The organism is Haemophilus sp. HMSC066A11, assembly GCF_001811665.1.
Lineage (GTDB): Bacteria > Pseudomonadota > Gammaproteobacteria > Enterobacterales > Pasteurellaceae > Haemophilus > Haemophilus influenzae.
In genome coordinates this window covers 1-13,212 of the sequence record NZ_KV805849.1, presented here as the reverse complement: position 1 = coordinate 13,212, position 13,212 = coordinate 1, and the positions used below count along the sequence as shown (strand labels likewise).

Here is a 13,212-nt window from a genome sequence, read left to right as displayed (position 1 = left end):
AAAAAATGCTGGAAAATTCCAGCATTATATTTTCTAAATCCGTCTGACTTGCCAGAAGGCTTTTGACCAATAAGGGTTATTCATTGAAGAATAGACGACTCCCCCTCTGGTGGAAGCATGAAGGAATTTATCTTCTTTTACATAAATCCCCACATGATAACCATTAGGGCCTCGGCCAGTTTTAAAGAAAATTAAATCGCCAGTTTGAATATCTTCTTTGCGTACATGTTTACCATAATTAGCTTGTTCAACAGTGCTTCTAGGCAAACGAAGATTAAAACGATCGAAGAAAGTTTTCTGCACAAAACCAGAACAATCTACCCCACGGCGTGAAACACCGCCGAGCACATAAGGTGTACCTGCCCATTCATGTTGTTGTTCGCTCAACATGGCTATAGCCATAATAGGATCGCCGATTTGACCTTTATAGTTCATCGCATAATCATCGTTTTGAAAACTGGAACAAGCGAATAAAAACAGCGAGGCAGTAGCGATTAAAAATAATTTATATACTTTCATACCTTTTCATATGAAAAGTGCGGTAGAAATTCACCGCACTTTTTGTTGCTTACTATTTAGTTTTTTCTACACGGGCACGTAACTTTTGCCCAGGTTTAAATGTCACTACTCGGCGAGCAGAAACTGGCACAACATCACCTGTTTTTGGGTTACGCCCTGGGCGAGATGACTTATCACGTAGTTCAAAATTACCAAATCCTGATAATTTCACATCTTGACCAGATTCTAGCGATAAGCGGATCTCTTCCAAAAAGTTCTCCACTACATTTTTCGTATCTTGTTTAGATAAGTGATATTTATCGCTTAAATATTCAATAATATCAAGTTTAGTTATCGTAGCCATATTAATCCCTTAATTCAGCATTAAAGCGTTGTTTTACCTCCGCTAATACTGCTGAAATCACTGCATTAATTTCTTCATCTTCAAGTGTTTTTTCATTATCTTGGACTGTTAAGCTAATCGCTAAACTCTTATAGCCTTCAGCGACGCCCACACCTTGATATACATCGAACAAGTTCACTTGCACCAATTTTTCGCCACCTGCTTGTTTACATGCTGCGATTAATTCCCCTGCTGGTACGCTATCCGCGACGACTAAAGCTAAATCACGACGGTTTGCTGGGAATTTAGAAATTTCTTTTGCTTGCACCACATTACGTGCCGCAATTGCATTCCAAAGAATTTCAAATACAAAAGTTTTGCCATTTAAGCCAAGTTTTTGGCTAATAGATGGATGAATTGCACCAATAAAACCAATTTCTTGACTATCTAATTCAATAGCAGCAGATTGACCAGGATGTAATGCATCAAATTGTTTTGCAACAAAACGAACTCTATTACCACCTTCTGTTAAAGAAAGTACTGATTCTAAATCGCCTTTAAGATCAAAGAAATCTACAGATTCTGCTTTACCTGCCCAATGTTCAGATTTTGCCGTTCCAGTAATCACCGCACTTAAAACAAATTCTTGACGCACGCCAAATTCAGCATTGGCATCTGGCACAAAACGCAATCCAGTTTCAAATAAACGAACGCGAGATTGTTGGCGATTTTGGTTATAAAGCACTGCACCTAATAAACCACTCATTAAAGACACACGCATTGCGGACATTTCCACAGAAATTGGGTTTGGCAATATAAGTGCTTCTTGCTGTGGATGTAATAAACTTTGAATTTTTGGATCCACAAAGCTATAAGTAATAGCTTCTTGATAATCTGCATCCACAAGTGCGGTCTTAATTCGAGCTAAATCTAAATCAGATTCTTTGTGCTCACGCATGCGGAGATGCGCTAATGGTGCATTGTTTGGAATGCTGTTATAACCATAAATACGCGCCACTTCTTCAATTAAATCTTCTTCGATTTCAATATCAAAACGCCAGCTTGCAGAAGTTACCGTCCAAATATCATTTGCATAAGTAACATCAAAACCAAGACGGTGGAAAATTTCCGTTACGCTTCCTATTTCAATATGATGACCTAAAAGTGCATCTAATTTACTACGGCGAAGTTGAACTGTATTGACTTTAGGAAGATGAGTTTCACTGCTTGCTTCACAAATCTCACCCGCTTCACCACCACAGATTTCAAGTAATAATGCGGTTGCTCGTTCCATTGCTTTACGCGCTAATTCAAAATCCACACCACGTTCAAAACGGTGCGATGCATCAGTATGTAAACCATATTGTCTTGCACGGCCTGCAATCGCTAATGGAGCGAAAAATGCGGATTCTAAAATCACATCTTTCGTTTCACTATTCACGCCACTTTCAGCACCACCAAAGATCCCTGCCATTGCTAAAGGCCCATTTTGGTCGGCAATTAATAACGTATTTGATTGAAGTTTTGCGGTTGAGCCATCTAATAATACTAATTCTTCCCCCTCTTTCGCTAAGCGAACTTGAACAGGTTGTGTAACTTTAGCTGCATCAAACGCGTGCATTGGCTGACCAAGCTCAAGCAAAATATAGTTAGTAATATCGACAATAGGATCGATAGAACGAATACCACAGCGACGCAATTTTTCTTGCATCCACATTGGCGATGGTGCTTTTACATTGGCGTTCTTTATCACACGTAATAAATAACGCGGGCAAGCTTCTGGTGCTTGTAAATCAATTTGAACTTTATCAGAAATTGTTGCTGGCACTGCTTCAAAGTGCGGTTGATTTACGAGTTGTTTATTTACCACACCAATTTCACGCGCAATACCTGCGATGCTCAAACAATCCGCACGGTTTGGCGTTAAGCTAATTTCGATGGCATTATCATCTAAAGCTAAATATTCACGTAAATCAGTACCAATTGGTGCATCAAGTGGCAATTCAATAATACCATCCGCTTCAACATCAATACCTAATTCAGAAAATGAACAAAGCATTCCTTCTGATGGCTGACCACGTAATTTAGTTTTCTTAATTTTGAAATCGCCAGGTAATACCGCACCTTCTGTTGCGCAAGCCACTTTTAAGCCTTGACGACAATTTGGTGCACCGCACACAATATCCAATAAACGATCGCCACCTACGTTCACTTTAGTTACACGTAATTTATCTGCATCTGGATGTTGTGCACATTCCACCACTTCACCAACAACGACACCATTAAATGTACCCGCAACGCTTTCCACGCCATCTACTTCTAAGCCAAGCATGGTAATTTGCTCGCATAATTGCTCGGTGGACACCGCAGGGTTCACCCATTCTCTTACCCACTGTTCACTAAATTTCATTTGTTGTTATCCTTTTAATTCAAATCCGAGAAATTACTTAAATTGTTTTAAGAAACGTAAGTCGTTTTCAAAGAACGAACGTAAATCTGTTACGTTATAACGTAACATTGTTAAACGCTCAACGCCCATCCCCACTGCAAAACCAGAATATTCATTCGGATCAATACCAACGTTACGCAACACATTTGGGTGCACCATACCGCAGCCCAACACTTCTAACCATTTACCGTTTTTACCCATCACATCCACTTCCGCTGAAGGCTCTGTGAATGGGAAATAAGATGGACGGAAACGCACTTGTAAATCTTCTTCAAAGAAAGCGCGTAAGAAATCGTGCAATAAACCTTTCAATTCGGTGAAATTTGCTTTTTTATCCACATAAAGTAGTTCAATTTGGTGGAACATTGGCGTATGCGTTTGATCGTAGTCATTACGATATACACGTCCTGGTGCCATAATGCGAATTGGTGGCTGCATTTTTTCCATAGTACGAATTTGCACGCCAGAAGTTTGAGTACGAAGTAATAATTCTGGATTAAACCAGAAAGTATCGTGATCGGCACGTGCTGGGTGATGTTTAGGAATATTTAACGCATCGAAGTTGTAATAATCACTTTCAATTTCAGGGCCATTTTCAACTGAAAAGCCAAGTTCTGAGAAAAATTTTGTTACACGATTAATCGTCATGGTAACTGGGTGTAAGCCACCTGTTTCAACTTTGCGACCTGGTAAACTGACATCTACACGTTCTTTTTCTAATTTTGCGTTAAGTTCAGCCTGTTCCCACTCCGTTTTTTTTGCATTTAAAAATTCTAACGCAGCTTGTTTTGCTTCGTTAATTTTTGCGCCCATCGCAGGACGTTCTTCCGCTGACACGTTACGCAATTCTTGCATTAATTGCGTAAAATGCCCTTTCTTACCAAAATATTCGACACGGATTTCATCCAAAGCCGTTAAACTTCTATCCTGAATGGATTCAATCGCTAATTTCGCTTTCTCAATAAGCTCGTTCAGATGTTGCATCGTTTCCCCTGCTTCTCTTTTCTCTATAAAATAAAAAACCGAGTAATGATAATACCAAGTCCTTAAAAAGTAAAAGAATAATGCGAAAAATCATTGGCTTATCAAAAATAAAAATGGAATAACGTATTCGCTATTCCATTTTTTCTTGTTACCAACAAAATCGTTCATTCACAAAATTTTCTGACCGCTCTTTTTGCCATTTTTCTTTATTTTTTGGATTAGCAAAAAAACGGGCTTGTTCCTGTAAACGTTGAACTAATTTTTCTTCTGCTTCTTTTAACGCTTTTTGACGATCTGCAAATTTTGCGGGTAATGCTGGTAAGAAAATCACTTCATAAGGATGTGCAATTGTCCATTTCACCGCATTTTCGGCAGCACGACTTTGTTTATCAAAATCACAAAACGCATAAGCATTAACAAACTGCCCTACAACATGGCTGAACCCTGTATTATCCTGCACCGTTTGTTTTGGTAATTCCAACACATAAAGTGCGGTAATCAAACGGTTTTGTCCACGATAAAACCAAGTAACCGCTTCATCTCTTAAGCCAAAATCGTAAGCCCGAGCGGCTAAGGTAAACATTGTCATTGGTGAAATGCGAGCTGGATTTTCTTCTACAAATTTCACCGCACTTTTATAACCTTTTAACGTATTTTCACGTAGCATAGGATCAATTTCTTTATGTACAAATACATTTTCTGCTTTTCCATTTTCAGCAGAATAATAAGGTTTAATATAAATATCCACTGTCTTCACTGGTTCTTTGCTAATAGAACTACAAGCCGTGATAAAAAGTGCGGTTATAAAACATAGCATTTTAAAAATAGGAATTTTGGCAAAATTCAAGCAAATCCACTGACTAAGTGAAGTTTTTATCAATAATTTCATCTTTTCCTTATATAATGGCACGACAAATTACAACATATCGTTATTATGAAAATCCACCTTATCCGCCATAACACCACATTAGAATTCAATAATGAAACAAGTTTACTTGATCATCTCGAGAAAAATAATATTCATCACGAATATCAATGCCGTAGTGGCTATTGTGGTTCTTGTCGCGTTAAGATCAAAAAAGGCAAGGTGTCTTATAAAGAAATGCCTCTTGCCTTTATTCAACCTGATGAGATTTTATTATGTTGCTGTCACGTAGAAAGTGACCTTGAAATTGATTTATAAATTATTTAAATCTAATACATCGGTCATATCAAATAAGCCATTCGCCTTATTTTCTAACCATTTACCAGCACGCACTGCACCATTAGCGAAAGTCATTCGGCTTGATGCTTTATGGGAAATTTCTACACGTTCACCAATATCTGCAAACCAAACCGTGTGTTCCCCCACCACATCCGAAGCGCGAATAGTTGAAAAACCAATTTCATCGCGTTTACGTTCTCCTGTAATTCCTTCACGGCAGAAGACTCCGTGAGTTTTTAAATCGCGACCTAAGGTTTTTGCGATATGTTCGCCCATAGAAAGTGCGGTGCCAGATGGCGCATCAACTTTATGACGGTGATGAGCTTCGATCACTTCAATATCGCAATAATCCCCCATCACTTTTGCCGCTTTTTCTAAAAGCTTGAAGACTAAATTCACGCCAACACTGAAATTTGATGCAAACACAATAGCAATTTTATCTGAAGCTGCTTTAATCGCCGTTTTACCATTTTCATCAAAACCCGTTGTACCGATCACCATTTTTTTATTATTCGCTACACAAAATGCAATATGTTCAAGGGAGCCTTCTGGTCGGGTAAAATCGATTAATAAATCGAATTTATCTTTTTGGCTTTCAAGATCGTCTGAAACTGCAACGCCAAGATGACCAATTCCTGCCAATTCTCCCGCATCCGTCCCAACTAAAGATGATCCTTTGCGTTCAAAAGCCGCACCTAGTTCTACGCCTTCCGCAGAATGAACCGCTTGAATTAATTGGCACCCCATTCTTCCGCCAGCACCAGCGATTGCAATTTTTAATGTCATGTTACTTCCTTTTCTATTAATGAATTATTTCGTTGATGCCATTATAGAGAAGCACACAACCAAAAAATAAAAATACAATACCCGCCATATTATCAATATAACGGCTGTATTGACTGTATAAACGCTTGGCAATATTACGTGAAAAAATCAATGAAATCACATAAAAATAACAAAATGTTTCTACCACAATCACTGCAAAAGCCAAGATAATTTGCCACATTTCAGTGATATTTACTAAGACAAGCGACATCACGCTACTAAAATACACCACGACTTTTGCATTGGATAAATTCACTAAAAGCCCTTTCAAAATTTCTTTTTTAATCGTGGTTTGCTGATTAAATTTAGTATCAGAGTGCGGTTCAAATTGAGCGTATTTTTTGCTGCGAGCCATTAAAAAGCCAAGATATGCTAAGTAACTACCGCCTAGCAACATAATAACGCCATGTAATGCTGGAATGGTAACGAACAACACCGCTAATCCCAACATAGAAAGCATTCCCCAAAAAGCGATACCAAGCGTTATGCCTAAAATGCCACAAACTGTATTACGACGAGAGTTACTTGCCGCCATCCGACTTACATAGAAGAAATCAGGCCCTGGCGTCATTAATCCAAATAAATGCACAATGATTAAATTTAGCATCACAACATCCAATACTGAATAGCAAATACAACAATCACCGCATAAATTGCTGCTAATACATCATCGACCATAATGCCAAAACCACTTTCGAGTTTTTCGTCAAAATAACGAATTGGAAACGGTTTTAAAATATCAAAAAAGCGGAATAACGCAAAAGCAACCAAAATCCATTGCCAAGATAATGACGGTATCGCTGCTAATACAATAAATACACCGACAAATTCATCCCAGACGATAGAACCATGATCGTGTACGCCCATATCTGCAGTAGTTTTTTGGCAAAGGTAGCAACCGAGTAAAAAACAAAGTGCGGTGAAAATTAAAAAGATTTTTACGCCTAATAAGGAAAGTAAAATCACACCTAAAATTGTTCCAGCTAAGCTCCCCCAAGTGCCGGGTGCTGGATAAATTAAACCCGAGCCAAAACCAACGGCAAATAAATGAATAGGATTTAAAAGAGAGATTTTTTTAAGAGGATTATTTTCTGTCATTTTGATTCCTTAAAATGATCGAAACCGCTTGAAAAAGTTATATTCACAGGTTTTCCATCCCGTAAAAAACGGGGTGAAAAGTCACCGCACTTTTCAGTGATTTTACCAATGCAAGTACAAGGCACGTTCAGTTTTTTCAAGCGTAATTCTAATTCATCTTTAGATTTGGGCGGTATAGTAAAACAAAGTTCATAGTCTTCGCCACCACTTAAGGCAAATTGTTCCGCTTGAGTGCGATCATATTTATTTAAAATCGATGATGAAAGAGGTAATGCAGTCAGTTCAACTTCAGCACTACATTGACTTCGTTCAAGAATATGCCCTAAATCAGATATTAGCCCATCGGAAAGATCAATGGCAGCATGAGCAATATCAATTAACGCCCGCCCAAGTTCAATTCTAGGTGTGGGTCTAAGATGTCGTTGTTGCAAAAAAACATCATCAGAATCAACCGCACTTTTGCCCAATAAAATTTGTGTTAAACCTGCCGCGCTATCGCCTAAAGTGCCTGAAACATAAATTAAATCACCAACTTGCGCTTTATGCCGACAAATTCCTTTGTTTTTTTCGACAAAACCTTGTGCCGTAATCGTAATAGACAAATTACCTTTTGTAGTATCGCCACCAATTAATGTGACGTTGTATTGTTTTAACCTGTGTAATAAACTTTGGCTAAATGTTGAAATCCAATTTTCATCTACATTTGGCAAAGTTAATGCCAATGAAACCCATTTTGGCTGTGCCCCCATTGCAGCAAGATCACTTAAATTTGTTGCAACCGCCTTATAAGCCAAGTCCTCAGGTGAAATAGTTGGTAAAAAATGCGTATTTTCTACCATTGTATCCGTCGTAATGGCAAGCTGATAATTCTTTGGCACGGAAACCATCGCACAATCATCGCCAATAGATAATTGAACGGAATCATCAACTAATATTTGTTGCTGAAAATATCGTTTAATTAAATCAAATTCACCCATTGCCATTTTTCACCTATCTTATAAAAGAAAAGGCACGCGTTAAAAACGCGCGCCATTCTCAGTTTAAAAGGATTATTTACGCCCTAATGCTGGTGCGATTTTATCAAGTACGCCATTGATATATTTATGGCTTTCATCTGCACCGAATACTTTTGCCACTTCAATCGCTTCATTGATAACCACTTTATATGGCACATCTAACTCGAAGCGCAATTCATAAACGGCCAAACGTAAAATTGCCGTTTCAATAGGATCAAGCTCATCAAAAGTGCGGTCAATATAAGGCGAAATTGAAAAATCAACGGTTTCAATATTTTCTATTGTTTGACGAAATAATTTACGGAAGTAAGGTTTATCTACCCCATCCATATCTTGATCTAACACAAAGGCTAATTCCACTTGTTCTGCAGTATTGCCAGATACGGCCCAAGAATACAAGGCTTGAACGGTACATTCACGCGCACGACGACGAGCAGAAGGCTTTTTCACTTGTTTTTGTTCTGTCATGATTTATGCCGCATCAATTTGTTGAATAAGATTAACCATTTCAAGTGCGGTTAAGGCTGCTTCTGCACCTTTATTTCCTGCTTTAGTACCAGCACGTTCAATCGCTTGTTCAATATTTTCTGTGGTTAATACCCCAAAAGCGACGGGGATTTCAGCATCCATTGCAACTTTTCCTAAACCGCTGCTTGCTTCCCCTGCTACATATTCAAAATGTGCTGTACCACCACGGATAACTGTACCTAATGCCACAATCGCATCAAATTTTTTACTTTCAGCTAAACGACGAGCAACTAATGGCAACTCATACGCACCCGGGGCACGCACGATAGTGATATTTTCATCTTTCACTTGGCCGATACGTTTTAATGCATCAATTGCGCCTTCTAATAAACTTTCATTAATAAAACTGTTAAAACGAGCAATTGCTACTGCAACTTTTGCATTAGGTGCTGCGACTGAGCCTTCTAAAACTTTCATATTTTTTCCTATATATTAGCCATAATGATTTGGCCCGAGATTTTAACATAAAATCGCGTATATTCAATATTAATAAGGCTTTACCCTATTTTATTTAGGGCTCATTTTTAAGGCTATTTTATTGTTCATAACCCGCACCAACACTATATTTTTATGGAAAATTTCCTTTATTAAGGTAAACTATCGGCAATTTTATGTGAATTACATTCAGTTACAGAGGTTTAATATGTCTAAAGTGGCATCAATTGTTGATGTATTACAAGGGAAAGTGGCGATTGGTGAAACCGTCACTGTGCGTGGTTGGGTTCGTACCCGTCGCGATTCTAAAGCAGGCTTATCTTTCTTAGCGGTTTATGACGGTTCTTGCTTTGATCCAATTCAAGCAATTATTAATAACGATATTAAAAATTACGAAAGCGAAATTTTACGTTTAACAACAGGCTGTTCTGTGATTGTAACTGGTAAAGTCGTTGAATCACCTTCTGAAGGACAAGCGGTTGAATTACAAGCAGAAAAAGTGGAAGTGACAGGGTTTGTTGAAGATCCAGATACTTACCCAATGGCAGCAAAACGCCACTCTATCGAATATTTACGCGAAGTAGCTCACTTACGCCCTCGTACCAATATTATTGGTGCGGTCGCGCGTGTTCGTCATTGCTTGTCTCAAGCAATTCACCGTTTCTTCCATGAGCAAGGTTTCTACTGGGTGGCAACCCCATTAATTACTGCATCAGACACTGAAGGTGCGGGTGAAATGTTCCGTGTTTCTACACTTGATTTAGAAAATCTTCCTCGTGGTGAAAATGGAAAAGTGGATTTCAGCCAAGATTTCTTCGGTAAAGAATCATTTTTAACGGTTTCAGGTCAGTTAAACGGCGAAACCTACGCTTGTGCATTAAGCAAAATTTATACTTTCGGCCCAACATTCCGTGCAGAAAACTCGAATACTACCCGTCACTTAGCTGAATTCTGGATGGTTGAACCTGAAGTTGCATTTGCAACCTTAGCGGATAACGCAAAACTTGCAGAAGATATGTTGAAATACGTATTCCGTGCAGTATTAGCAGAGCGTAAAGATGACTTACAATTCTTTGAAAAACATGTAGATAAAGATGTTATTACTCGTTTAGAAAACTTTGTAAACTCAGATTTTGCACAAATTGACTATACCGATGCCATTGATGTGTTATTAAAATCTGGTAAAAAATTTGAATTCCCTGTTTCTTGGGGTATCGATCTTTCTTCTGAACACGAACGTTTCTTAGCGGAAGAATATTTCAAATCACCAGTTGTGGTGAAAAACTATCCAAAAGACATTAAAGCATTCTATATGCGTTTAAATGATGATGGAAAAACTGTGGCAGCAATGGATGTGTTAGCACCTGGAATTGGTGAAATCATCGGTGGTTCACAACGTGAAGAACGTTTAGACGTGCTTGATAAACGCATGGAAGAAATGGGATTAAATCCTGAAGATTACTGGTGGTATCGTGATCTTCGCAAATATGGTACCGTACCACATTCTGGTTTTGGTCTTGGTTTTGAACGCTTAATCGTCTATGTAACTGGCGTGCAAAATATTCGTGATGTAATTCCATTCCCACGTGCGCCAAGAAATGCGAATTTCTAATTCAATTTAACTTTAATATTAACCGCACTTACGCCAAAGTGCGGTTAATTTTTTAAGAATTTTAAGGAAAGTAAAATGGATAAAATTAAACAACTCTTTGCCAACAATTACAGCTGGGCGCAAAGAATGAAAGAAGAAAACTCTACTTACTTCAAAGAACTTGCGGATCATCAAACGCCACATTACCTTTGGATTGGTTGCTCTGATAGCCGTGTGCCTGCTGAAAAATTGACGAATCTTGAACCAGGTGAATTATTTGTTCACCGTAATGTTGCTAACCAAGTAATTCACACAGATTTTAATTGCCTTTCTGTTGTGCAATATGCCGTCGATGTGCTTAAAATTGAACATATTATTATCTGTGGTCACACCAACTGCGGGGGAATTCACGCTGCTATGGCAGATAAAGATTTAGGGCTTATCAACAACTGGCTCCTTCATATTCGTGATATTTGGTTTAAACACGGTCATCTTCTCGGTAAACTTTCTCCAGAAAAACGTGCCGATATGCTGACGAAAATTAACGTAGCGGAACAGGTTTACAATCTTGGTCGAACTTCTATTGTAAAAAGTGCTTGGGAACGCGGACAAAAACTCTCATTGCACGGCTGGGTATATGACGTAAATGATGGATTTTTAGTAGATCAAGGCGTAATGGCAACCAGTAGAGAAACTCTTGAAATTTCTTATCGAAACGCTATCGCTCGTTTATCAATACTTGATGAAGAAAATATTTTGAAAAAAGATCATCTTGAAAATACATAAAAAAACGCCCTTTCGGGCGTTATTTTTTTAAGCTTTACCGTCAGCCAAATTTTTCTTTTCTTCCAATTCTTCCCAGCGTAAAAATGCTGTTTCTAATTCGGCTTCAGTATCCGCCAATTCTTTTAATTTAGCGTCAGTAATATCATGAGCCTGTTGGAAAAATGCAGGATCGGCTATTTCAGCTTGAAGTACGGTGATTTTAGTTTCTAATTCTTCCAAAAGTTGTGGAAGTTGTTCTAGCTCACGTTGTTCTTTATAAGAAAGTTTCACTGATTTAGGCTTAGAAGTGCGGTCGTTTTTCACCGCACTTTCTTCTTTTAGTGGTTCAGTTTTCTTCACTTTAGCCTGTTCTTCTGCTGCTTTGCTTGCCCAGAAATTGGCTTGTTGCTGTTTCGCATCAAAGAATCCTCCCACATACTTATTCAAACGCCCTTTACCTTCGAATAAATAACATTCTGTCGCAGTATTATCGATAAATTGACGGTCATGGCTCACAATTAACAATGTGCCTTGATAATCAGTCAAAATTTCTTCTAAAAGCTCCAATGTTTCTACATCAAGGTCATTGGTTGGTTCGTCAAGAATCAATAAATTATTTGGTTTGAGTAATAATTTTGCGAGTAATAAACGATTTCGTTCTCCCCCCGATAAGGCTTTAACTGACGTTCCTCACGCATCGCTTTTAATGCTCGCACTCGCCCTTCATTTCTTGTACGGCGAGCCTTGATACCTTGGCGAATCCATACTTCTTCCTGTGCAAGACGTTTATCAAATAATTCATTTTGCAAGGCTTCAACGCGTAGATTTTCTTCTTTCGTGGTTAAATATAAATCGTAATTGCCTAGATAAGACTGCAATTGACCGCGATCTAAATCCACAATGCGTGTTGCCATTTTGCGAATAAAAGAACGGTCATGGGAAATAAATACAATGCTACCTTGGAAATCCAGTAAGAAATTTTCCAGCCATTCAATAGCTTCCACATCCAAGTGGTTGGTTCATCAAGTTGCCAATTTTGTCACTTGGCATGAAACGGCGAAAAAGTGCGGTGCAAAAATTCGAGTTTTACCGATTTTAGATAATTGGCTAATTGATGAAAATGCGCTGATTTCAGCCCTTTCTGAAAAAACAAAACTCGTTGCGCTGAATTTTGTTTCAAATGTCACTGGCACAGAACAGCCGATTAAACGACTAATTCAACTTATTAGAATACATAGTCATGCGTTGGTTTTAGTAGATGCTGCACAAGCGATTAGTCATATTAAAATCGATTTACAAGATTTAGATGCAGATTTCCTCGCATTTTCTGCCCATAAAATTTATGGCCCAAATGGACTTGGCGTTTTAACAGGAAAATTGACCGCACTTTCTCAACTTCAACCGCTCTTTTTTGGTGGAAAAATGGTTGATCGTGTGTCAAATAATCGTATTACTTTTGCCGAATTGCCTTATCGT

General features: G+C 38.3%; 14 protein-coding genes and 2 pseudogenes. 4 read left to right on the top strand and 12 right to left on the bottom strand.

The annotated features are described in order from the left end of the window. Window positions 1–33: 33 nt before the first annotated feature. The 5 genes from HMPREF2813_RS00435 to HMPREF2813_RS00415 all read right to left on the bottom strand — a co-directional run bounded on the left by HMPREF2813_RS00435 (window position 34) and on the right by HMPREF2813_RS00415 (window position 5,163). On the bottom strand, window positions 34–519 hold the full coding sequence (locus HMPREF2813_RS00435) for an NlpC/P60 family protein (protein ID WP_005688175.1): 486 nt from the start codon (window positions 517–519) through the stop codon (window positions 34–36). A 52-nt stretch (window positions 520–571) separates the two neighbouring features. After that, complete coding sequence (locus HMPREF2813_RS00430) at window positions 572–862, bottom strand: integration host factor subunit alpha (protein WP_005652847.1); 291 nt, start codon at window positions 860–862, stop codon at window positions 572–574. Between the two features lies 1 nt (window position 863). Beyond that, a complete protein-coding gene (gene pheT / locus HMPREF2813_RS00425) occupies window positions 864–3,251 on the bottom strand; it encodes a phenylalanine--tRNA ligase subunit beta (protein WP_014550800.1) in 2,388 nt (795 codons plus the stop codon). A gap of 33 nt (window positions 3,252–3,284) precedes the next feature. Continuing rightward, window positions 3,285–4,274, bottom strand: a complete 990-nt coding sequence (pheS, locus tag HMPREF2813_RS00420) for a phenylalanine--tRNA ligase subunit alpha (protein ID WP_005688171.1) — start codon at window positions 4,272–4,274, stop codon at window positions 3,285–3,287. A 148-nt stretch (window positions 4,275–4,422) separates the two neighbouring features. Continuing rightward, window positions 4,423–5,163, bottom strand: a complete 741-nt coding sequence (locus HMPREF2813_RS00415) for a hypothetical protein (RefSeq protein WP_005688170.1) — start codon at window positions 5,161–5,163, stop codon at window positions 4,423–4,425. Window positions 5,164–5,208: 45 nt separating this feature from the next. Between HMPREF2813_RS00415 and yfaE the strand changes: the two genes are divergently transcribed. Then, a complete protein-coding gene (gene yfaE, locus HMPREF2813_RS00410; RefSeq protein ID WP_005662492.1) occupies window positions 5,209–5,457 on the top strand; it encodes a class I ribonucleotide reductase maintenance protein YfaE in 249 nt (82 codons plus the stop codon). Here the strand turns inward: yfaE and dapB are convergent. The 6 genes from dapB to ribE form a co-directional block, all read right to left on the bottom strand. Continuing rightward, window positions 5,452–6,264, bottom strand: a complete 813-nt coding sequence (dapB, locus tag HMPREF2813_RS00405; RefSeq protein WP_014550801.1) for a 4-hydroxy-tetrahydrodipicolinate reductase — start codon at window positions 6,262–6,264, stop codon at window positions 5,452–5,454. The genes yfaE and dapB overlap by 6 nt on opposite strands. Before the next feature lie 16 nt (window positions 6,265–6,280). Continuing rightward, complete coding sequence (locus HMPREF2813_RS00400) at window positions 6,281–6,910, bottom strand: LysE family transporter (RefSeq protein ID WP_005688168.1); 630 nt, start codon at window positions 6,908–6,910, stop codon at window positions 6,281–6,283. Continuing rightward, window positions 6,910–7,401: a phosphatidylglycerophosphatase A family protein gene (locus HMPREF2813_RS00395; protein ID WP_005662499.1), complete on the bottom strand. Its 492-nt coding sequence runs from the start codon at window positions 7,399–7,401 to the stop codon at window positions 6,910–6,912. The genes HMPREF2813_RS00400 and HMPREF2813_RS00395 overlap by 1 nt, the downstream gene beginning before the upstream one ends. Beyond that, window positions 7,398–8,384: a thiamine-phosphate kinase gene (gene thiL, locus HMPREF2813_RS00390; protein ID WP_048946947.1), complete on the bottom strand. Its 987-nt coding sequence runs from the start codon at window positions 8,382–8,384 to the stop codon at window positions 7,398–7,400. The genes HMPREF2813_RS00395 and thiL overlap by 4 nt, the downstream gene beginning before the upstream one ends. A gap of 66 nt (window positions 8,385–8,450) precedes the next feature. After that, window positions 8,451–8,885, bottom strand: coding sequence for a transcription antitermination factor NusB (gene nusB / locus HMPREF2813_RS00385; protein WP_012054398.1), 435 nt, complete (start codon window positions 8,883–8,885; stop codon window positions 8,451–8,453). A gap of 3 nt (window positions 8,886–8,888) precedes the next feature. After that, the gene (gene ribE, locus HMPREF2813_RS00380; RefSeq protein ID WP_005628657.1) at window positions 8,889–9,362 is read right to left on the bottom strand and encodes a 6,7-dimethyl-8-ribityllumazine synthase; all 474 of its coding nucleotides are present in this window, start codon (window positions 9,360–9,362) and stop codon (window positions 8,889–8,891) included. A 226-nt stretch (window positions 9,363–9,588) separates the two neighbouring features. On the opposite strand from ribE, the gene asnS reads away from it, so the two are divergent. Continuing rightward, a complete protein-coding gene (gene asnS / locus HMPREF2813_RS00375) occupies window positions 9,589–10,992 on the top strand; it encodes an asparagine--tRNA ligase (RefSeq protein WP_005688162.1) in 1,404 nt (467 codons plus the stop codon). Window positions 10,993–11,067: 75 nt separating this feature from the next. Continuing rightward, window positions 11,068–11,757 carry a carbonate dehydratase gene (gene can / locus HMPREF2813_RS00370; protein WP_005631770.1) on the top strand — a complete coding sequence of 230 codons (690 nt, stop codon included), beginning with the start codon at window positions 11,068–11,070 and terminating at the stop codon, window positions 11,755–11,757. 27 nt (window positions 11,758–11,784) lie between these two features. Here can and HMPREF2813_RS09865 read toward each other — a convergent pair. Then, window positions 11,785–12,755, bottom strand: a pseudogene (locus HMPREF2813_RS09865) (ATP-binding cassette domain-containing protein); the annotation flags it as partial. A gap of 10 nt (window positions 12,756–12,765) precedes the next feature. Between HMPREF2813_RS09865 and HMPREF2813_RS00355 the strand changes: the two are divergent. Next, a pseudogene (locus HMPREF2813_RS00355) lies at window positions 12,766–13,212 on the top strand (aminotransferase class V-fold PLP-dependent enzyme); the annotation flags it as partial.

Bases quoted from the DNA above. Each gene is read 5' to 3' on its own strand.
- can (WP_005631770.1), top strand. From the start codon at position 11,068: ATGGATAAAATTAAACAACTCTTTGCCAACAATTACAGCTGGGCGCAA.
- HMPREF2813_RS00395 (WP_005662499.1), bottom strand. From the start codon at position 7,401: ATGACAGAAAATAATCCTCTTAAAAAAATCTCTCTTTTAAATCCTATT.
- asnS (WP_005688162.1), top strand. From the start codon at position 9,589: ATGTCTAAAGTGGCATCAATTGTTGATGTATTACAAGGGAAAGTGGCG.
- pheT (WP_014550800.1), bottom strand. From the start codon at position 3,251: ATGAAATTTAGTGAACAGTGGGTAAGAGAATGGGTGAACCCTGCGGTG.
- nusB (WP_012054398.1), bottom strand. From the start codon at position 8,885: ATGACAGAACAAAAACAAGTGAAAAAGCCTTCTGCTCGTCGTCGTGCG.
- ribE (WP_005628657.1), bottom strand. From the start codon at position 9,362: ATGAAAGTTTTAGAAGGCTCAGTCGCAGCACCTAATGCAAAAGTTGCA.
- HMPREF2813_RS00400 (WP_005688168.1), bottom strand. From the start codon at position 6,910: ATGCTAAATTTAATCATTGTGCATTTATTTGGATTAATGACGCCAGGG.
- dapB (WP_014550801.1), bottom strand. From the start codon at position 6,264: ATGACATTAAAAATTGCAATCGCTGGTGCTGGCGGAAGAATGGGGTGC.
- pheS (WP_005688171.1), bottom strand. From the start codon at position 4,274: ATGCAACATCTGAACGAGCTTATTGAGAAAGCGAAATTAGCGATTGAA.
- thiL (WP_048946947.1), bottom strand. From the start codon at position 8,384: ATGGCAATGGGTGAATTTGATTTAATTAAACGATATTTTCAGCAACAA.
- HMPREF2813_RS00435 (WP_005688175.1), bottom strand. From the start codon at position 519: ATGAAAGTATATAAATTATTTTTAATCGCTACTGCCTCGCTGTTTTTA.
- yfaE (WP_005662492.1), top strand. From the start codon at position 5,209: ATGAAAATCCACCTTATCCGCCATAACACCACATTAGAATTCAATAAT.
- HMPREF2813_RS00430 (WP_005652847.1), bottom strand. From the start codon at position 862: ATGGCTACGATAACTAAACTTGATATTATTGAATATTTAAGCGATAAA.
- HMPREF2813_RS00415 (WP_005688170.1), bottom strand. From the start codon at position 5,163: ATGAAATTATTGATAAAAACTTCACTTAGTCAGTGGATTTGCTTGAAT.